This window comes from Streptomyces klenkii (assembly GCF_003626645.1).
GTDB lineage: Bacteria > Actinomycetota > Actinomycetes > Streptomycetales > Streptomycetaceae > Streptomyces > Streptomyces klenkii.
Genome location: NZ_RBAM01000011.1, coordinates 88,199 through 106,510 on the forward strand (window position 1 = coordinate 88,199; position 18,312 = coordinate 106,510).

An 18,312-nucleotide genomic window follows, 5' to 3' on the forward strand; every position below is an offset into this window, starting at 1 on the left:
GAGCGGTGCGCACCCGGCCCTTCTGCTTGCCCGGACCATCTCTTGCTTACGTGAGCAAGACTCGGCTATTTTTTGCTCATGGAAGCAAGCTCTGGCTCGACTAAGCAAGCAGCAGCCGCGAAGGACCCGTCCCGCAGGACCTTCACCGAGGCCGCCCGTCGCGCGCAGATCGTGAACGCCGCGATCGAGGTCATCGCCGACGCCGGCTACGCCAAGGCCTCGTTCGCGAGGATCGCCCGCGCGGCCGGGCTGAGCAGCACGGGGATGATCTCGTACCACTTCGCCGGCAAGGACGACCTCATGCGGGAGGTCGTCGCCGAGGTCTCCCGGGTCGCCGACGCGCACGTACGGCCCCGGATGGAGGAGCGGACCGGGGCCCGGGCCCGGCTGCGGGCCTTCATCGAGGCGAGCGTCGGACTTGCCGACGCCTACCCCAAGCACGTGCCCGCCATGGTCGACGTGCTGGCCCACCTCCGGGACGACGACCCCTCCCGGCGCGACGTCCTCGGCACGCTGGAGTCCGCGGCGGACGTTCAGGTCGAGCGCATGCGCGAAGCCCAGCGGAGCGGAGAATTCCGGGAGTTCGACCCGCGGGTGATGGTCACCGCGATCCGGGCGGCCGTCGACGCGACGGTGACGCGCGCCGGCCGGGAGCCGGACTTCGATGCGGAGGCCGCGGGCCGCGAACTCGCCGACCTCTTCGACCACGCGACCCGGAGGACGGAGCGGTGACCGTCCCCGTGCAGGTGAAGACGGCCGGCAGGACGGAGCGTCAGAAGGGCGCCTCCGCGCGGGGGTTCCCGCTCCTCCAGCTCGTCTTCGACGTGATCCTGCCCCTGGGCAGTTACTACGGGTTCCGCGCGCTGGGACTGAGCCAGTGGTGGTGCCTGACGCTGGGCACCCTGCTGGGCCTGCCCTGGATCGTCCACGGCATCGTCAAGCGCCGCAAGGTCGACGTCATGGGGCTGTTCACGCTGAGCATCATGGCCGTCGCCACCCTGCTGTCCCTGGTGACCGGAGACCCCCGGACCCTGCTCGTCAGGGACAGCTGGCTCACCGCCGTGATCGGCCTGTGGGTGCTCGGCACCGTGCCGACCCGCCGCCCCTTCATGCTCGCCGCGATGCGCAACGTCTTCTTGGCGAAGGGCGGAGAGGAGGAGGCGGCCGGGTGGGACTCCCGGTGGGACACCTCTCCCGCCTTCCGCCGGAAGATCCGGTTCCTGACCGGCGTGTGGGGAACGGTGTTCACCCTGGACGCGGGCGTCCGCGTGGCCTGCGCGGCCACGCTGCCCGTCGACACGGTCCCCACCGTGAACACGGTGCAGTGGCTGGTGGTCCTGGCGGGGCTGATGGTCTTCCACAAGCAATACATCACGCGGAAGGGCCTGAAGGCCTGACACCGGGCGGCGGGCGCCGGACGGACCGCGGGGGTGCCCGTCCGGCGCCCGGCAGCGCGTCAGGGGCCTCCGCACACGAGAGGGGGCGCTCCCGGCCGGGAGCGCCCCCTTGCTGTCGTGCGGTTCAGCGCGTCACAGCGCCACGCCGAGCAGGGCGTCGGCGGCCCGGGAGACGAGGCCGGGCGCGCCCTCGTCCGTGCCGCCGCCGGCGGCCTGGGAGGCCGCCCAGCGGTCGATGGCCGCGAGGGCGCGGGGCGAGTCGAGGTCGTCCGCGAGGGCCTCGCGGATCTCCTCCACCAGCGCGTCGGCGGACGGGCCGTCGGGGCGCGAGACGGCGGCGCGCCAGCGGCCGAGGCGCTCGACGGCCTCGTCCAGGACGGCGTCCGTCCACTCCCAGTCGGCGCGGTAGTGGTGCGCGAGGAGCGCGAGCCGGATCGCGGCGGGGTCGACGCCGTCGCGGCGCAGGGCCGAGACGAAGACGAGGTTGCCCTTGGATTTGGACATCTTCTCGCCGTGGAGCGCGACCATGCCGGCGTGGACGTAGCTCTTGGCGTAGGGGTGCTCGCCGGTGAGGACCTGGGCGTGCGAGACGCCCATCTCGTGGTGCGGGAAGACGAGGTCGGAGCCGCCGCCCTGCACGTCGAAGCCCATGCCGAGGTGCTCCAGGGCGATGGCGACGCACTCGATGTGCCAGCCGGGGCGGCCGGGGCCGAGCGAAGCGCCGTCCCAGCTGGGCTCGCCCGGGCGGGCGGCCATCCACAGCATCGGGTCCAGCGGGTTCTTCTTGCCCGGGCGGTCCGGGTCGCCGCCGCGCTCCGCGGAGAGCAGGCGCATGGCCTCGGCGTCGAGGCCGGAGACCTCGCCGAAGCGGCTGTCGGACTCGACGGAGAAGTAGACGTCGCCGTCGAGCTCGTAGGCGGCGCCGGCGTCGCGCAGGCGCTCCACCAGGGGGACGATCTTCGGTATCGACTCGACGGCGCCGACGTAGTGCCGGGGCGGGAGCATCCGCAGGGCGGTCATGTCCTCGCGGAACAGGGCGGTCTCCCGCTCGGCGAGCTCGGTCCAGTCGTCGCCGTTGGCGACGGCCCGCTCCAGCAGCGGGTCGTCGATGTCGGTGACGTTCTGGACGTAGTGAACCTGCCGCTTGGTGTCGAGCCACACGCGCTGAACGAGGTCGAACGCGTTGTAGGTCGCCGCGTGTCCCATGTGGGTGGCGTCGTACGGCGTGATGCCGCAGACGTAGATACGGGCGACGGGGCCGGGGACGAGGGTCACCCGTCCACCGGTCGCGGTGTCGTGGATCCGGAGGTCGCGGCCACTGCCGGGCAGGGCGGGAACCTCAGAAGCGGGCCAGGCATGCATGTCACGAGCGTAACCGGACGCATGTTCCGGATACGAACCGGATCCGGCTGTTGGCCGAACGGACACCCTTGCGCGGGGGCACCGGGATGTGCATTCACCGGTTCGTACCGGGCCTCCGCCGTGCCCGGGCTCGGGGCCACGCCATCATTAAGCCCGTCCGGCGATTGCGGACGAGGCCCGCCGGGGCCGATATCGGTAACCGGTCGCTACACCGGCGGCCACGGGATGGCAGGCCATTGCCCGCTCGGCTCACGATGCCGCCCCGTCCGCAGCAGATCGGCTACGCGCCGCCGCAGCGCATCGATCTCCTCGACAGTGAGAAGCTCGGCGAGCCGCCCCGCCAAGGGGCCCCCGTCGGCCAGATTGGCCGAAAGGCGCCGCAGCGCCTCCACGGCCTCCTCCGTGAGCGGCTCGCCCGCCCAGCCCCACAGCAGCGTGCGCAGCTTGTCGTCCGCGTTGAAGGTCACTCCGTGATCAATCGCATAGAGCCGGCCGTCCGCGGCCGGGAGCAGGTGGCCGCCCTTGCGGTCACCGTTGTTGATCACGGCGTCCAGCACGGCCAGCCGGCGCAGCCGCTCGTCGTCGGCGTGCACGAGCAGCGCCGTGCGCTCCTCGCCCACGTCGGCGAGGCCCACGGCCTTCCAGCCCGGCTCCGGCTCCTCGCCCTCGACGAGCGCGAGGAGGGCCGCGTCCTTCGCCGAGGCCTCGATCCACATCTGGCACATGCCCTCGCCGTACGGGCCGTCGCGCAGCACCGTGGGCGGCACCAGGCCCCACCCCATGGCCTCGGAGAGCTCGTACGCGGCGACCTCGCGCTGGGCGAGGGTGCCGTCGGGGAAGTCCCACAGGGGCCGCTCCCCCGCGACGGGCTTGTAGACGCAGGCGGCGCTCACGCCCTCGTACTCGACCGTGCAGTACAGCACCGCGTTGGACGCCCCGGAGATCCGGCCACGGACCGTCAGCTCGCCCTTGGCCAGCAGTTCCTGCGGGCTCACGCGCCGCGGCGGTATCCGTTCTGGCGCGGGCATACGTGTCCCTCCGGGTCGAGCGGCAGACTGCACAGCGGGCACGGCGGGCGGCCGGCGTTCACGACCTCCAGGGCGCGCTTGGCGAAGGAGCGGGCCATGGTGCCGGTGATGCGGACGCGCAGCATCGGCGGGCCGTTCGTCTCGTCCTGGAGGAGGCGCTCCTCGGCCTCGGCGAGGTCCTCGTCGGTGGCGGCGTCCAGCTCGACGAGGGCCTGCGCCTCGACGATCATGCGCTGGTGCTCGCCGTCCCAGGCCAGGGCCATGGTGCCGACGCGGAACTCCTCGTCGATGGGGGTCACGAGCGGGGCCGTGTCGGCGAGCTCGGCCGGGGCGACCGCGGGCACGGGGGCGCTGCCGCCGGTGCGCCGGACGACCTCGTCCAGCAGCTCGTCGATGCGCTCGGCGAGCGCCTCGACCTGCGCCTTCTCCAGGGCGACGGTGGTGGTGCGGCCGGCCGCGGTGGCCTGGAGGAAGAAGGTGCGGCGGCCAGGCAGCCCGACCGTGCCGGCGACGAAACGGTCCGGCGGGTCGTAGAGGAACACCTGACGGGACAACGTCCTGCTCCATTGGGTTCGGGTCGTTCGGGCGATCGGGGTGCGGTCGATCGTTCTCCGGCGGGTCCGGCGCCGGTCACGGGGTGACGGGCGGATCCTGCCGCGCCACCACCCTACTGCGCGCCGCGATCACGGTGCCCCCGCCCCGCCCCCCACGACGCCGTCCTCCTCCGGGCGCCGCGCCTGCCCCGGCGTCTCCTCGTGCGGCGCGAGGCCGCGCAGGTCGCCGGTGTCGCCGAGGCGCACCAGGAAGGGGCGCAGCCGGGTGTAGCGGATCGCGGTGACCGAGCAGGGGTCGACGGCGATGCGCTGGAAGAGGTCGAGGTGCAGGCCCAGGGCGTCGGCGACGAGGGCCTTGATGATGTCGCCGTGCGTGCACACCAGGTAGCAGGCGTCGTGGCCGTGCCCGGCCTCCATGCGGGCGTTCCAGTCCCGTACGGCGTCGACGGCGCGGGCCTGCATGGCCCGTACGGACTCGCCGCCGGGGAAGGCGGCGGAGGACGGGTGGCGCTGGACGACCTCCCAGAGGGGTTCGTCCGTGAGCTCGGAGATCTTGCGGCCGGACCAGTCGCCGTAGTCGCACTCGCCGACGCGCTCGTCGGTGTGCAGGGGCAGGCCGGGGCGGGCGGCGAGGAGGGGCGCCAGGGTCTCGCGGCAGCGCTGGAGGGGGCTCGTGACGGCCGCGGCGAGGGGCACCCGCGCGAGCCGGGCCGGGAGGGCGGCCGCCTGGGCGGTGCCGCGCTCGTCCAGGGCGATGCCGGGGGTGCGTCCCGCGAGGACTCCACCGGTATTGGCGATGGACCGGCCGTGCCGGACCAGGATCAGCGTGGGCATGACCGCCAGGGTATTGCCTGTCCGGCGGACGGGGGCGGGCGCGTCGGACGGATGACCGCGGATTGCACCGGCCTTCACCGTGGCTGTGCTTCGCCGCGGCGGCTGGCATTTTCGACCGGCGGCGGTGCCTGCCGGGTTCTTCCCCGCCGCAGCGGCGGGACGCCACGACGCGGGAGACCGGCGGTGCCGGACCGTGCCCCGGCCCTCAAGAGGCGAATTCCACGCCGGAGGCGACGTGTGCTCCGGGCGAATCGGCGGCACAATGCCCTGCGTGATCGTGGACTGCGCCATCTACCGGGACGGACGCCGCACCGAAGGCCCCGCCGACTTCTCCGACGCCCTGGACGAGGCACGGGCGGCGGGCGACTCCTTCTTGTGGGTCGGGCTGCACGAGCCGACGGAGGAGGAGTTCGACCTCATCACCAGCGAGTTCAACCTGCACCCGCTGGCGGTCGAGGACGCCCTCAAGGCGCACCAGCGGCCCAAGCTGGAGATCTACAACGGTTCGCTGTTCCTGGTGCTCAAGCCCGTCACGTACGACGACGACGCGGACACCGTCACGACGGGCGAGCTGATGCTGTTCGTCGGCGACTCCTTCGTCGTGACCGTGCGGCACGGCGAGGGCAGCCCGCTCGCCCAGGTGCGGCAGCGGCTGGAGCAGGAGCGGGAGGTGCTGCGGCACGGGCCCACGTCCGTGCTGTACGCGGTGTGCGACGCGGTCGTGGACCACTACATCGAGGTGGCGGGCGAGCTCCAGATGGACCTGGAGGAGCTGGAGGCGGAGGTGTTCGCCCCGCTGGGCGGGGACACCCGGAACACCGCCTCGCGGATCTACTCCTTCAAGCGCCAGGTGCTGGAGTTCCGGCGGGCCACGGCCCCGCTGGCCGAGCCGATGACGCGGCTTGCGGGCGCGGGCGTGCCGTTCGTGCCCGAGCGCTCGCAGCCCTTCTTCCGCGATGTGAACGACCACCTGATGCGGGCGAACGAGTCGGTCGAGGGCCTGGACCGGCTGCTGTCGGACATACTGTCCGCCCACCTCGCGCAGATGGGCGTCCAGCAGAACGACGACATGCGCAAGATCTCGGCGTGGGCGGCGATGGCGGCCGTCCCGACGATGATCGCCGGGATCTACGGGATGAACTTCGACCGCATGTGGGAGCTGCGGCAGCCGTGGGGCTATCCGGCGGTCGTGGTGGTGATGGCGGGGCTGGTGTTCTGGCTGCACCGGCTGTTCAAGCGGCGCGGGTGGTTGTGAGCGCGGTACCGCCCCCCCCCCCCCGCTCGTCAGGCGAACTCGGGCTCGGAAACCGGGGCTCCGCCCAGCGCGTCGCGGTGTTCCGGCATGCGCAGCGTGACCATCCGCCGCCAGCCGGCCAGCCGCTCGTAGGCGTACAGGGCCCGGATGCCGAGGGACAGCGCGAGCGCCTTCGGCCGGGACCAGCGCAGGACGGCCCCCATGTGCTCCATGACGGCCAGGCTGACGTCGCGGTAGACGCGGATCTCCGCTCGGGCGCTCTCCCGCAGGACCGCGCGGATGGTCCGGCCGTGGCCCTCGCGCGCCAGGCGCAGCAGCTCCTCGTGGCAGTACGAGAGGTGGTTGACCTCGTCGTGGGCGATCATCCGGATCGCCCTGCCGACCTCGGGGTGGTCGCCGAAGTGCGTGGTGAGCATCTCCATCTGGTCGGCGGCGCGCTGCTCGGTGACGCGGCTGTGCGCGAGGTAGGTGACGACGTCCTGCTCGGTCAGCGGCTTCTCGCCGTGGAGGAGCGTGTGGGGCAGGCCGATGCCGCGGCGTTCGAGGAGCATCGTGTAGTCGGTGCCGTCGGGCACCGGGACGGGTTCGAGGCCGCGCTTGCGCAGCAGGGCGTGGAAGATGCGGCCGTGCTTGTCCTCGTCGGCGCCGTGCCGGGCGATCTTCGGTGCGAGGGCGCGCTGCTCCTCCGGGACGAGGGCGGCGATCCGGCCGTTCTCCCAGCCGCCCTGCGCCTCGCCGCTGGCGGCGATGGAGCAGAAGAGCCGGTACGCCTCGTCGTTGCCGAGGATCTCCTGGAACAGGCTTCTGGCCGAGAGCATGACGGACACACCTCCGTTCACGGCGCATTGCGCATGTGTCCCGTGAACCCCGAGTCAAGTGCCATCGTTGCGGAGCGGCAATCGGGGGCGGTGTCCACTCGGCCGAATGCGCGATGCCGGAGGCCGTGCCGGGCGCGTAACCCGGCGCCCGTACGGGCGTTGTCTTCTGTACCGGCCGTGGCGGGGAAGGCCCCCGAGCCCCCACCACGGCCGCTGGTCTTCTCTTCTCCCTAAGCTTTCGCTCTTCTCCCGTCGGCTTCCGCGCGTTACGCCAGGCCGGCGCGCTCCAGGGCCTCGACGCCCGCCCGCAGGCTCGCGATCCGCTCGTCCAGCGTGAAGCCGGCCGGGGCGAGGGACAGGGTGGTCACGCCGGCCGCGGCGTAGGCCTGCATACGGTCGGCGATGCGGTCCACGGAGCCGATGAGCGTGGTGGAGTCGATCAGGTCGCGGGGGACGGCCGCGGCGGCGCCCGCCTTGTCCCCGGCCAGGTACTTCTCCTGGATCTCGGCGGCGGCCTTCCCGTAGCCCATGCGCTGCGCCAGCTTGTTGTAGAAGTTCTGCTTCGCGCTGCCCATGCCGCCGACGTAGAGGGCGGTGTACGGGCGGAAGAGGTCGGCCAGGCCGTCGATGTCGTCGCCGACGGCCATGGGGACGGTCGGGACGAGGTCGAAGCCGTCGAGGTCCTTGCCGGCCTTCGCGCGGCCGGCGCGGAGCGCTCCGAGCGTGGTCTCCTCGGCGTGCTCGGGGGCGAAGAAGACGAGGAGCGCACCGTCGGCGATCTCGCCGGTCTGCTCCAGGTTCTTCGGGCCGATGGCGGCGATGTACAGCGGGATGTGCTCGCGGACGGGGTGGACGGTGAGCTTGATGGGCTTGCCGGGGCCGTCGGGGAGCGGCAGGGTCCAGTGCGCGCCCTCGTGCGTGAGGCGCTCGCGGGACATGGCCTTGCGGATGATCTCCACGTACTCGCGGGTGCGGGCCAGCGGCTTGTCGAACCGCACGCCGTACCAGCCCTCGGACACCTGCGGGCCGGACACGCCGAGGCCGAGCCGGAAGCGGCCGCCGGAGAGCGAGTCGAGGGTGGCGGCGGTCATCGCCGTCATGCTGGGCGTCCGGGCGGGGATCTGGAAGATGCCCGAGCCGACGTCGATGCGCTCGGTCTGCGCGGCGACCCAGGACAGGACGGTGGCGGCGTCGGAGCCGTAGGCCTCGGCGGCCCAGCAGACCGAGTAGCCCAGCCGGTCGGCCTCGCGGGCGACGGCGAGGTTGTCGGCGTCCATCCCCGCGCCCCAGTAGCCGAGGTTGATCCCGAGCTTCATGCGACTCATGCCGACTCCCCTTACTGATCAGTAACGTCCTTGTTGCGGGGACTGTAGCGCGCCGCCCCGGGGTACGTCACCGGTCGGCCGGTGGGGCGTTGTCCACAGGCGGCCACGGCGCGGGCCGCGGCCAGTAATCTCAGCGCTCATGGAACTGAGGCATCTCGGCCGTACGGGCCTGCGGGTGTCCCGGATCGGGCTCGGCACGCTCACCTGGGGCCGGGACACCGACGAGGGCGACGCCGCGGAGCAGTTGAAGACGTTCTGGGAGGCCGGCGGCACCCTGATCGACACGGCGGACGTGTATGCGGACGGCGCGGCCGAGTATCTGCTCGGGCAGCTGATGGAGGATCTGGTGCCGCGCCGCGACCTGGTCATCGCGACCAAGTCCGGCAGCGTCCCCGATCCCGACCGGCGCTTCGACGGCTCGCGCGGCCACCTGCTCGACGCGCTCGACGCCTCCCTGGAGCGGCTCGGCACGGACCACGTGGATCTGTGGCAGATCCACGCCTTCGATCCGCACACGCCCGTCGAGGAGACCCTCCAGGCCGTCGACATCGCCGTCACCAGCGGCCGCGCCCGCTACGCCGGCGTCTCCAACTTCTGCGGCTGGCAGCTCGCCCGCGCCGCCACGTGGCAGCTCGCCGCGCCCGGTGTCCGTACCCGGCTGGCCAGCACCCAGATGGAGTATTCGCTGCTCCAGCGCGGCATCGAGCGCGAGGTGCTGCCGGCCGCGCTCGACCTCGGGATCGGGGTGCTGCCCTCCTCGCCGCTCGGCCGCGGCGTCCTCACCGGCAAGTACCGCCACACGACGCCCGCCGACTCCCGCGGCGCCTCCGAGCACCTGGCGCCCTTCGTCGCCCCGTATCTGGACGAGACGGCGGGCCGCGTGGTCGACGCCGTCGCCACCGCGGCGGACGGCCTCGCCACGACGGCCCTGAAGGTCGCCCTCGCCTGGGTCCGCGACCGCCCCGGAGTCGTCGCCCCGATCGTCGGCGCGCGCACGGCGCAGCAGCTCAGGGCCGCGTTGTCAGTGGAGAGCCTTACGCTTCCCGACGAGATCTTCCGGGCGCTGGACGATGTCTCGGCGCCCGTGCACCGCTATCCCGATCAGGACTGGAGCACCCTGTGAACACCGATCGCCACCCCGGCGACCCCGCCGCGGAACCGCCGGAGGGCCCCGCCCTCCCCGGCGAGAAGCCGGCCGCCGAGGCCTCGGTGGAGGCCGGCACCGCTCCTGGCGGCGAGCCCGCCATTTCCTCGCGCGGCAGTGCCGAGTCCTCCGACGCGCTGGAGGCCGCGCGGACCACTCCGGGCACGGACCCGGCCTCCGGCGACGAGCCGCCCGCCGCCCCGGCCGCCGAGCTCCCGGGGGAAGCCGGCGCCACTCCTGACGGCGAGCCCGCCGCTCCCTCGCGCGGCAGTGCCGTTGCGCCCGACGCCCAGTCGGCCGAGCGCCCCGCGGCCGGGGCGCCCAAGAGTGCCGTTGCCGAGGCGCTCGCCGCGGCCGTTCGGGCCGTGGAGAGCGGGGAGCGGGCCGCCGCCTCGTTCTTCACGGAGGCGCCGCGGGCCGCGCCCGCACGCAAGGCCGCGCCCCGCCAGGCGGCACCCGCCCCCGCGCCGGCCGCCGCCGCGGCCCCCCGCATCGACGCCGAAGGCCTCACCGGGGTGCGACAGGTGCTCGGCGCCGGGGGCGCTCCCGAGTCGCTGGCCGTGCCGGTCGCCGAGGCCCTGGGCGAGCAGGCCGCCGAGGCCCTCCAGGAGGACCCCTGGCGGCTGCTGGCCGTCCCGGGCGTACGGCCCGAGCAGGCGGACGGCTTCGCGCGGGCCCTGCTGGGCGCGGAAGCCGGCCCCGGGGACGAGCGCCGGGCCCAGGCCCTGACCGGCTGGCTGCTGGAGCGCGCCGCGCTCGAAGGCCACACGGTCCTGGAGGCGCCGGCCTTGACCGCGGCCCTCACCCAGCACGCCGTCCCGGACCCTGACGAGGCCCTGCAATCCGCCATCGCCGAGGGCACGGTCCTGGTGTTCCAGGAGGCCGTGGAGCCCGCGCCCGGCTCCGCCCCGCCCCAGGGCGAGGACGAAGAGGTCCCGGTGCGCCTGCTCCTGGGCCTCGACCGCTACGCCATGGCGGAGGAGAGCCTCGCCGACGGCCTGGCCCGGCTGATCAGCACGTTCACGGCCGGCGAAGCCGAGTGGGAGGGGGCGGTGGCCGAAGCCCCCACACCCTCCGCGGCGGAGCTGATCCGCGCCGCGGCGGCCGCGGGCCTCGTCACGCACAGCGGCGGCGAGGCGGCCCGCGCCGAGCCGGCCGCCCTGGTCGCCGCGGCCCGCTCCCTCGGCCTACGCGCCTGCGCCGCCGCGCACACCGAGGACGGCCGCCGGCGCCTGGCGGCCGCGGGCGACCCGGAAGCGGTGACGGTGGCGGGCCTGCTCTCCGGCGCGGAGGGACCCGGCCGGGACGAGGACGGCGCCCTCGCCCTCGACGTGCTGGCCGTCCTGGACGCCCCGCAGCTCGACGTCGAGACGGCGGCCGTACTGGTGGAGTCGCTCCCCGACGGCACCCGCCTGGTGCTCAGCGGCGACCCGGCCGTCCTGTGGTCCGCCGGCCCGGGCCGCGTCTTCGCGGACGTGGTGGCGGCCCGCGCCTGCCCGGCGGTCGTCTCCCGTACGCCGGACGAGGGCCCGGTCGGCGAGCTGGTGTCGGGGATCGGCGTGGGCGAGCTGACGCAGCCGGCGGCCCCCGGCAAGGAAGTCGTGATCGTCCCGGTGCGGGATCCGGGCGAGGCCGTGCACCGGACAGTGCAGCTGGTCGCGGATTCGATCCCGCGAGCCATCGGCGTGCCTGCCGGACAGACCCAGGTGATCACCCCGGGCCACGGCGGCCCCGCCGGCACCCGCGCGCTCAACGCGGCGCTGAAGGAGCGGCTGAATCCCGGCCCCGGCCGGTTCGGCGGCTTCGACCCGGGCGACCGCGTGGCGTACGTGCCGGCGCCGGGCCGCATGGTCCCCGGCACCGTGACCGCCGCGGAGCCCGAAGGGCTCCGGCTGGACTGCGGCGGCTCCTCCGTGCTCGTCCCGCGGGAGCGCGTGGCCGAAATGGTCCGCCCCGGCTGGGCGGTCACCGCCCATCAGGCGGCCGGCACCCGCTGGCCGGCGGCCGTGGTCGTCCTGCCGGGCGACGCGGCCCGCACGCTCACGCGCTCGTGGGTCTACACGGCCTTCGGCCGGGCCGGACAGCACCTGTCCGTCGTGCACGGCGTGGACCAGGCGCTGCCCCGCGCGGTCGCGGAGGTCCCGGCGAAGGAGCGGACGACCCGGCTGCGGGCCCTGCTGCGGGCCCAGGTGCGTCCGGCGGAGTAAGGCGTCCGGGCCCGGGCATCTGCCCGGGCCCGGAGCGGGTCAGCGCTTGGGCGACGAGGCCGGCCCGCCGCCGCCCCCTCTCTCCGGGGCGCCGTCCGCATCGTCGTCGGCGTCCACGTCCAGGACGTCGTCCCCGTCATCGACGTCGTCGACGTCATCCGCATCGTCGTCGCCGTCGTCGTCCAGATCCTGCTCCTCGTCGAAGACCGCGCTGACGTCGAAACGGCAGATCACCCGCTGCGGGTCGGCCTGCTCGAAGGGCGCCGCCAGCCACTCCCCCGGCTCGGCGGGATCCTCCGCCGCGGTGACCCAGAGCGTGGAGTCGCCTTCCTCCAGGCCGAATTCCTTGTGCCGCGAGGCGATCTCGTCCGGCTCGTACTCACCGAAGATCACTCCGAGCGCGGCGTGCACGCTGCCACCCACATTGCCCACGGCCGCGGCCGCCGTCCCGGGCGGCGTGTCGACGTCGGGGTCGAGGTCGGCGACGCGCTGCGCCTGGGCGAGGAGCCGCTGCGGCTCGACCACGGCGTAGTCCCTGCGGATCATGACGCTGAGCGCGCTCGGCTCCTCCGGCCCGGCGTAGGCGGGCAGGGTGTCGTCGCCGGGGATCTCGAAGGGCGTGACCTCGTCGTAGACGTCGTAGAGCAGCTCGTCGTAGGCCTCGGCTGTCGCGGCCAGGTCGTTGAACGCGGCGTAGACGGCCGGGTCGTCCTCGCCCGACCGGCGTTCGACGGCGTCGAGGTGGCGGTCCAGAGCGGCTTTGACCGCCTCGGCGGCGGCGCGTACCTCGGCAGCGGATGGCTGCGCAGCATCAGACATAGTGCAGACGCTATCCGCACCAGGCCCGTTCCCGCACAATAGATGCGATGCCGGAATACGAATTCTGTGATGTGTATGTGCCACGGGGGGTCTCCCGGGGTGCCGCCACACGCCTGCTGACCGATCACGCCGAGTACGGACACTGGGAGTTGGACCGACTTCGCCTCTACCCCGACGGCAGTCGCAGAGTGCGGCTGCGCCGCAGGATCATCCGCCAGGTGCGCGCCACCTGGTGACACGCAGACGGAGCGGGCCCCGCGTGGCGGGACCCGCTCCGTGCCGTTCAGCCGCTGCTGCGAGCGACCGGGTCAGTTCTGCCCGGCACGCGCGCGGCGGTAGATGACCGCGCCGCCGAGCAGCAGACCGGCGCTGGCGGCGCCGGCCATGCCCAGCTGGCCCGCGCCGGTGTGCGCGAGCTCGACGGCCTTGGCGGCCGGACCGGCGGCCATGGCCGGGGCGGCCATCGGGGCGCCCTTGTGGGCGTCCTTCACCGCGGGGGCGGGGATGTGAGCGGCATCCGTCCGCGCGGGCTTGTGCCCGGCGGGGGCGTGCTCGCCCGGCTTGTCCTGGCCCGGGGTGTGGTCGCCCGGCTTGTGACCGGCCGGCTTGTCGTGGTCCTTGGCCGGCGGCTTGTGGTCGCAGTCGTGCCCGCCGGGGTGGCCCGGGTGCGACGGCGGCTTGTGGGCCCCGTCGTGGTCACCGGGCTTGTGCGGGGGCTTGTGACCGGGGTGGCCGGGCCACTCGTGCCCGCCCTGGCCCACATTGGCGCAGTCGTTGCCGGTGGTGTGGTTGCCCACGCCGACGACGTTGACGCTGTTGCCGCAGGCGTTGACCGGCACGTCGACGGGCACCTGGACGGTGTTGCCCGAGGCCACGCCGGGCGAGTCGGCGGCGGCGCCGTGGGCGCCGGATCCGCCGTGCCCGTGGTTGCCACCGCCGTGGCCGCCGCCGTGGTGACCGCCGCCGTTGACACAGTGGTTGCCCGACGCGGGGTTGAGCAGCCCGACGACGTTCACCGTGTTGCCGCAGGCGTTGACCGGCACGTGCACCGGAGCCTGGATGGTGTTGCCGGAGGCCACACCGGGCGAGTTGACCGAGTGGCCCGAGGCGCCCGAGGACGCCTGGGCGTAGCTGCCGGTCACGGCCGCGAGCACGCCGCTCGCCGCCGCTGCTGTGATCAGGCCCTTCTTGGTGACCTGTCGCATGAAGTCCTGCCTCTCTGCTTGCGCTATACGGATACGCGCCAGCAATAGGGACAAAGTGCCCACTGCTCACGCATCGAAAGCCCGGGCGGCTCCGGAGTGCACACATGTCACTCCGGAGCCGCCCATGTCAGACCCTTACGGGTTGAGGCACGACGTCAGTCGTTGACGCAGGTGTTGCCGAACGTGGGGTTCAGCAGGCCCACGACGTTGATCGAGTTGCCGCAGGCGTTGACCGGCACGTGGACCGGGACCTGGATGACGTTGCCGGAGACCACGCCGGGCGAGTTGACGGCAGCCCCCTGAGCCTGACCGTCCGCAGCGGCAAGGCCAGCACCCGCGAGCACGAGACCACCGGTAACGGCCGCGGAAGCGACGACCTTCTTGATCATGGATTCCTCCTTGTTGGCAATGCGGTCCCAGCCGCGGACCGCACACCTGTAACGACGAGGAGGTAATCGGGCTACGCAACCCTCGAATCATTCACTCGTTACGGTTAACTCGGCACAAACTTACGGAGTTTAGCCCCTGATTCAGCACTGATCGAGGAAGCGGTCGAGAACCCGTGCGCCGAACTTCAGGCCCTCCAGGGGAACTCGCTCGTCCACCCCGTGGAACATGCCCGCGAAGTCCAGCTCCGGCGGCAGCTGGAGCGGCGCGAACCCGAAGCACCGGATGCCCAGGTCGTCGAACGACTTCGCGTCCGTGCCGCCCGAGAGCATGTACGGGACGGCCCGCGCGATCGGGTCCTCCGCCTTCAGCGCCGACTGCATCGCGTCGACCAGCTTGCCGTCGAAGCTCGTCTCCAGCGCCTTGTCCGCGTGCACGTCCTCGCGCTTGACCCGCGGCCCGAGGATGCGGTCGAGGTCGGCGAGGAACTCCTCCTCGTAGCCCGGCAGGAACCTTCCGTCCACGTGCGCCGTGGCCTGCCCCGGGATCACGTTGACCTTGTACCCGGCGCCGAGCATCGTCGGGGCCGCGGTGTTGCGCAGCGTGGTGCCGATCATCCGGGCGATGCCGCCGAGCTTGGCGAGCGTCGCCTCCATGTCCTCGGGGTCGAGCGGGGTGCCGAGCGCGTCGGAGAGCTCGTCGAGGAAGGACCGCACGGTCTTGGTCATCCGGACCGGGAACTCGTGCCGCCCGAGCCGGCCGACCGCCTCGCACAGCTCGGTGATCGCGTTGTCCTTGTTGGTCATCGAACCGTGGCCCGCGGTGCCGTCGACCGTGAGCCGCATCCAGTGCATGCCCTTCTGGGCCGTCTCGATCAGATAGAGCCGCAGGTTCTCGTTGACCGTGAAGGAGAAGCCGCCGACCTCGCCGATCGCCTCCGTCACGCCGTCGAACAGCCCGGGGTGCTTGTCGACCAGGTGCCGCGCGCCGTAGACGCCGCCGGCCTCCTCGTCGGCCAGGAAGGCGAGCACCACGTCGCGCGGGGGCTTGCGGCCCGTGCGCATGCGGTCGCGGACGACCGCGAGGGTCATCGCGTCCATGTCCTTCATGTCCACGGCGCCGCGGCCCCACAGGCACCCGTCCGCGATCTCGCCCGCGAAGGGGTCGTGGGTCCAGTCGGCGGCGTTGGCCGGCACGACGTCGGTGTGGCCGTGGATGAGCAGGGCGGGCCGCGAGGGGTCCTCGCCCTCGATCCGCGCCACCGTCGACGCGCGCCCCTTGTGGGACTCGAAGATCTGCGGTTCGAGCCCGACCTCGGCGAGCTTCTCCGCCACGTACTCGGCGGCGGCGCGCTCACCCGGCCCGGAGTGGTCGCCGTAGTTGCTGGTGTCGATCCGGATCAGATCGCGGCAGAGGTCGACGACCTCGTCCTCGCCACCCCTGCCCGCCCCGGCCCCGGCCGGCTTCGACTCGCTCACGCTGCCTCCTCCTGGTTCGCTGCCGCGGCCCGCCTGCTGGGGCGGTCCGCGGCGTGGGTCCTCGGCCATCCTCTCTCTCCACCCGCCGCAGCCCAAGGCCGCAATGCTCCCGACATCCGCCCGTCACACCCGCCCGCGCCGCCCCCACCGGCCACGTGATCGACCACCCCCAGATCTTTGGTATTGTTTTCCTCGTCGGAAGGGCAACGGCCTGGAAGACAAAACACCTGGTCCGGGTGGCGGAATGGCAGACGCGCTAGCTTGAGGTGCTAGTGCCCTTTATCGGGCGTGGGGGTTCAAGTCCCCCCTCGGACACCGGCAAGGAGCCCCAGCAATGCTGGGGCTCTTTTGTTATGCCTGTGAGCTGTTATCCCTGTGCTCACGATCCCCGGCGTTCACGATCCCTGCGCTCGCAGCCGTACGGAGACGCACGTCACACAGCCCCCCGGTTTTTCGCATGCGCCGGGCCGGCCCGGGACGGGCGCGTTCTGCGGCGGCCGGGCCCGGACGGCCCGTGCGTATCATCTGGCGGATGATCACTAACCAGTCCCGGCGCACGGCGCCGGCGGTCTCCTCCGCCCCCTGCCGCGTCACGGTCTGCCGCGGCTGCTGCTGCGGGGACGCGCGGAAGGTGCCGGGGGTCGACCACGCGGGGCAGATCCCGCGGCTGCGGGCGGCGTTGGGCGATGCCGCGCAGGTGCGGGCGTCCGAGTGCCTGGACGTGTGCGACCAGGCGAACGTGGTGGTCGTCCAGCCGTCGGCGGCGGGGCGGGCGGCCGGGGGCCGGCCCGTGTGGCTGGGGCTGGTCAACGACGACGACGCGCTCGCGGACATAGCCGCCTGGATCCGGGCCGGCGGGCCGGGGCTGGCGGATCCGCCGGGCGTGCTGGACCTGTACGCGTTCACGGTGTCGCGGCGGGTGGGGAAGGCCGTGGAGGGGTAGTCCGCCCCTCCCCCTCCGGCTATCCGCGCTCGGCCGCCGCGGCCGCCTTCTCCAGCTGGAAGGCCTCGTTCCCCAGGCCGATGGTGCCGTGCACCCCGGGCCGCACGTACTTGAGGACGATGCCGTAACCGATGCCGGCGACGACGGCCGCGCCGATGGTGCCGGGCAGGATCCAGCGCAGGGGCGACCCCGGGTCGGCGCCGAGGAGGACGTCGAAGTCCTTGACCGCGTACGCGGCGATGACGAGGAGGGCGGCGCCGGCGACGCCGGAGGCGACGAGGCGGGGCGCCTGGGCCCGCGCGGCGCCGCGCCGTACGAAGAAGGCGATGACGGCGGCGGACGCGGCGGCCATCAGCACGATGATGCCGAGCGCGCCGACGTTGCCGCTCCAGGTGAACAGGCGCAGGACGGGCGCGGTGGGGTCGCCGTGCGGGCGGCCGTCGGTCAGCGCGAAGAGGAGCACCGCGAGGAGCGACACACCACTCTGCAGCAGGGACCCGTAGGCCGGGGCGCCGCTCGCGCGGGAGGTGCGGCCGACGGCGGCGGGCAGCAGGCCCTCGCGGCCCATGGCGAAGGCGTAGCGGGCGACGACGTTGTGGAAGCTGAGCATGGCGGCGAACATGCCGGTCACGTAGAAGACGTGCATGAGGTCGGTGAAGGTGCCGCCGAGCCGGTCCTCGGTGAGGCCGAAGAGGAGGTTCGGTCCCTGCTCCTGGGCGAGGCCGACGATGCTGCCGGGCCCGGCGGCGACGCTGAGGGCCCATGAGCTGACGGCGAAGAAGAGGGCGACGAAGCCGACGGCGAGGAAGGTGACGCGGGCGACGACGACGTTGGGGCGGCTGGTCTCCTCGGCGTAGACGGCGGCCTGTTCGAAGCCGACGAAGGCGGCGATGGTGAAGCAGAGGGCGGTGCCGAGGCCGCCGCCGCCGAGGGTGGCGGGGTCGAAGGCGTGGAAGGAGACGCCTTCCGGGCCGGGGCTCGCGACGCCCGCGACGTCGAACGCGACGACCATCACGCACTCGATGAGCAGCAGCACGCCGAGGACCTTGGCGCTGAGGTCTATCTTCAGCCAGCCGAGGACGCCGACGACGATGACGGCGGCGAGGGCGGGGACCCACCAGGCGACGGAGATGCCGAGGTGTTTGTCGAGCAGGCCGGAGAGTTCGTAGCCGAAGATGCCGTAGATGCCGAACTGCATGGGGCTGTAGGCGACGAGGGCGACGACGGAGGCGGCCGCGCCGGCGGTGCCGCCGAGGCCGCGGGCGATGTAGGCGTAGAAGGCTCCGGCGTTGTGGACGTGCCGGCTCATCTCGGCGTAGCCGAAGCTGAAGAGCGTCAGCACCACGCCGAGGATGACGAAGAGCAGGGGCTGCCCGACGAGGGCCATCGTGCCGTACGTGGTGGGCATGACGCCGGCCGTCACCATGAGCGGCGCGCTGGCGGCGACCACGGACAGGAGCAGGCCGGGGAGCCCTATCCGGTCGGCGCGCAGGCGTCTCTCCTGGCCCTTGAAGGTGCTGATCTCGCTCGTCGTGCCCGTCGTCATGGCGGGGTGG

At 73.1% G+C, this 18,312-nt stretch carries 18 protein-coding genes and 1 tRNA gene; 8 read left to right on the plus strand and 11 right to left on the minus strand.

Features of this window, described 5'->3' with window-relative positions; genetic code table 11:
- Positions 1–78: 78 nt before the first annotated feature.
- Positions 79–732 carry a TetR/AcrR family transcriptional regulator gene (locus D7231_RS25135; protein WP_120757812.1) on the plus strand — a complete coding sequence of 218 codons (654 nt, stop codon included), beginning with the start codon at positions 79–81 and terminating at the stop codon, positions 730–732.
- Positions 729–1,397, plus strand: coding sequence for a VC0807 family protein (locus D7231_RS25140; protein WP_120757813.1), 669 nt, complete (start codon positions 729–731; stop codon positions 1,395–1,397). Before D7231_RS25135 ends, D7231_RS25140 begins: the two co-directional genes overlap by 4 nt.
- Positions 1,398–1,529: 132 nt before the next feature.
- Here D7231_RS25140 and mshC read toward each other — a convergent pair whose 3' ends face one another.
- The 4 genes from mshC to D7231_RS25160 form a co-directional block, all read right to left on the minus strand.
- Positions 1,530–2,759, minus strand: a complete 1,230-nt coding sequence (mshC, locus tag D7231_RS25145; RefSeq protein WP_120757814.1) for a cysteine--1-D-myo-inosityl 2-amino-2-deoxy-alpha-D-glucopyranoside ligase — start codon at positions 2,757–2,759, stop codon at positions 1,530–1,532.
- A 206-nt stretch (positions 2,760–2,965) separates the two neighbouring features.
- Positions 2,966–3,787, minus strand: a complete 822-nt coding sequence (locus tag D7231_RS25150) for an SCO1664 family protein (protein ID WP_120757815.1) — start codon at positions 3,785–3,787, stop codon at positions 2,966–2,968.
- Entirely contained in the window at positions 3,751–4,341 is a 591-nt protein-coding gene (locus D7231_RS25155) for a DUF3090 domain-containing protein (protein WP_120757816.1), read from the minus strand. Before D7231_RS25155 ends, D7231_RS25150 begins: the two co-directional genes overlap by 37 nt.
- Before the next feature lie 129 nt (positions 4,342–4,470).
- A complete protein-coding gene (locus D7231_RS25160; RefSeq protein ID WP_120757817.1) occupies positions 4,471–5,175 on the minus strand; it encodes a histidine phosphatase family protein in 705 nt (234 codons plus the stop codon).
- A gap of 262 nt (positions 5,176–5,437) precedes the next feature.
- Between D7231_RS25160 and D7231_RS25165 the strand changes: the two genes are divergently transcribed.
- Complete coding sequence (locus D7231_RS25165) at positions 5,438–6,430, plus strand: magnesium and cobalt transport protein CorA (protein WP_120757818.1); 993 nt, start codon at positions 5,438–5,440, stop codon at positions 6,428–6,430.
- 29 nt (positions 6,431–6,459) lie between these two features.
- Here the strand turns inward: D7231_RS25165 and D7231_RS25170 are convergent, their stop codons facing one another.
- Together D7231_RS25170 and D7231_RS25175 are read right to left on the minus strand one after the other, a co-directional pair.
- A complete protein-coding gene (locus tag D7231_RS25170) occupies positions 6,460–7,248 on the minus strand; it encodes a ferritin-like domain-containing protein (RefSeq protein WP_120757923.1) in 789 nt (262 codons plus the stop codon).
- A gap of 266 nt (positions 7,249–7,514) precedes the next feature.
- Positions 7,515–8,564 carry an LLM class F420-dependent oxidoreductase gene (locus D7231_RS25175; protein WP_120757819.1) on the minus strand — a complete coding sequence of 350 codons (1,050 nt, stop codon included), beginning with the start codon at positions 8,562–8,564 and terminating at the stop codon, positions 7,515–7,517.
- 148 nt (positions 8,565–8,712) lie between these two features.
- Between D7231_RS25175 and D7231_RS25180 the strand changes: the two genes are divergently transcribed.
- A complete protein-coding gene (locus tag D7231_RS25180) occupies positions 8,713–9,696 on the plus strand; it encodes an aldo/keto reductase (RefSeq protein WP_120757820.1) in 984 nt (327 codons plus the stop codon).
- Entirely contained in the window at positions 9,693–11,924 is a 2,232-nt protein-coding gene (locus D7231_RS25185; RefSeq protein WP_199739452.1) for a helix-hairpin-helix domain-containing protein, read from the plus strand. Before D7231_RS25180 ends, D7231_RS25185 begins: the two co-directional genes overlap by 4 nt.
- A gap of 39 nt (positions 11,925–11,963) precedes the next feature.
- Here D7231_RS25185 and D7231_RS25190 read toward each other — a convergent pair whose 3' ends face one another.
- Positions 11,964–12,743, minus strand: a complete 780-nt coding sequence (locus D7231_RS25190) for a hypothetical protein (protein ID WP_120757821.1) — start codon at positions 12,741–12,743, stop codon at positions 11,964–11,966.
- Between the two features lie 47 nt (positions 12,744–12,790).
- Here D7231_RS25190 and D7231_RS25195 point away from each other — a divergent pair, with 47 nt between their 5' ends.
- Positions 12,791–12,979 carry a DUF5703 family protein gene (locus D7231_RS25195; RefSeq protein ID WP_106678739.1) on the plus strand — a complete coding sequence of 63 codons (189 nt, stop codon included), beginning with the start codon at positions 12,791–12,793 and terminating at the stop codon, positions 12,977–12,979.
- Between the two features lie 72 nt (positions 12,980–13,051).
- On the opposite strand, the gene D7231_RS25200 is transcribed toward D7231_RS25195, so the two are convergent.
- From D7231_RS25200 to D7231_RS25210, 3 genes are all read right to left on the minus strand, one after another.
- Positions 13,052–13,948, minus strand: coding sequence for a chaplin (locus D7231_RS25200; RefSeq protein ID WP_120757822.1), 897 nt, complete (start codon positions 13,946–13,948; stop codon positions 13,052–13,054).
- Positions 13,949–14,103: 155 nt separating this feature from the next.
- Entirely contained in the window at positions 14,104–14,337 is a 234-nt protein-coding gene (locus D7231_RS25205) for a chaplin (RefSeq protein WP_120757823.1), read from the minus strand.
- A gap of 141 nt (positions 14,338–14,478) precedes the next feature.
- Entirely contained in the window at positions 14,479–15,813 is a 1,335-nt protein-coding gene (locus D7231_RS25210) for a M20/M25/M40 family metallo-hydrolase (protein ID WP_120757824.1), read from the minus strand.
- A gap of 230 nt (positions 15,814–16,043) precedes the next feature.
- Between D7231_RS25210 and D7231_RS25215 the strand changes: the two genes are divergently transcribed.
- Positions 16,044–16,128, plus strand: a tRNA-Leu gene (locus D7231_RS25215).
- Positions 16,129–16,345: 217 nt separating this feature from the next.
- The gene (locus D7231_RS25220; protein ID WP_120757925.1) at positions 16,346–16,756 is read left to right on the plus strand and encodes a (2Fe-2S) ferredoxin domain-containing protein; all 411 of its coding nucleotides are present in this window, start codon (positions 16,346–16,348) and stop codon (positions 16,754–16,756) included.
- A 19-nt stretch (positions 16,757–16,775) separates the two neighbouring features.
- Here the strand turns inward: D7231_RS25220 and D7231_RS25225 are convergent, their stop codons facing one another.
- On the minus strand, positions 16,776–18,302 hold the full coding sequence (locus D7231_RS25225; protein WP_120757825.1) for an APC family permease: 1,527 nt from the start codon (positions 18,300–18,302) through the stop codon (positions 16,776–16,778).
- Positions 18,303–18,312 lie beyond the last annotated feature (10 nt).

Excerpts from the sequence above, each read along its gene's own strand:
- D7231_RS25200 (WP_120757822.1), bottom strand. The coding sequence starts at position 13,948 with ATGCGACAGGTCACCAAGAAGGGCCTGATCACAGCAGCGGCGGCGAGC.
- D7231_RS25225 (WP_120757825.1), bottom strand. The coding sequence starts at position 18,302 with ATGACGACGGGCACGACGAGCGAGATCAGCACCTTCAAGGGCCAGGAG.
- D7231_RS25170 (WP_120757923.1), bottom strand. The coding sequence starts at position 7,248 with ATGCTCTCGGCCAGAAGCCTGTTCCAGGAGATCCTCGGCAACGACGAG.
- D7231_RS25165 (WP_120757818.1), top strand. The coding sequence starts at position 5,438 with ATGCCCTGCGTGATCGTGGACTGCGCCATCTACCGGGACGGACGCCGC.
- D7231_RS25150 (WP_120757815.1), bottom strand. The coding sequence starts at position 3,787 with ATGCCCGCGCCAGAACGGATACCGCCGCGGCGCGTGAGCCCGCAGGAA.
- D7231_RS25175 (WP_120757819.1), bottom strand. The coding sequence starts at position 8,564 with ATGAAGCTCGGGATCAACCTCGGCTACTGGGGCGCGGGGATGGACGCC.
- D7231_RS25160 (WP_120757817.1), bottom strand. The coding sequence starts at position 5,175 with ATGCCCACGCTGATCCTGGTCCGGCACGGCCGGTCCATCGCCAATACC.
- D7231_RS25180 (WP_120757820.1), top strand. The coding sequence starts at position 8,713 with ATGGAACTGAGGCATCTCGGCCGTACGGGCCTGCGGGTGTCCCGGATC.
- D7231_RS25220 (WP_120757925.1), top strand. The coding sequence starts at position 16,346 with ATGATCACTAACCAGTCCCGGCGCACGGCGCCGGCGGTCTCCTCCGCC.
- D7231_RS25195 (WP_106678739.1), top strand. The coding sequence starts at position 12,791 with ATGCCGGAATACGAATTCTGTGATGTGTATGTGCCACGGGGGGTCTCC.
- mshC (WP_120757814.1), bottom strand. The coding sequence starts at position 2,759 with ATGCATGCCTGGCCCGCTTCTGAGGTTCCCGCCCTGCCCGGCAGTGGC.
- D7231_RS25190 (WP_120757821.1), bottom strand. The coding sequence starts at position 12,743 with ATGTCTGATGCTGCGCAGCCATCCGCTGCCGAGGTACGCGCCGCCGCC.
- D7231_RS25135 (WP_120757812.1), top strand. The coding sequence starts at position 79 with ATGGAAGCAAGCTCTGGCTCGACTAAGCAAGCAGCAGCCGCGAAGGAC.
- D7231_RS25205 (WP_120757823.1), bottom strand. The coding sequence starts at position 14,337 with ATGATCAAGAAGGTCGTCGCTTCCGCGGCCGTTACCGGTGGTCTCGTG.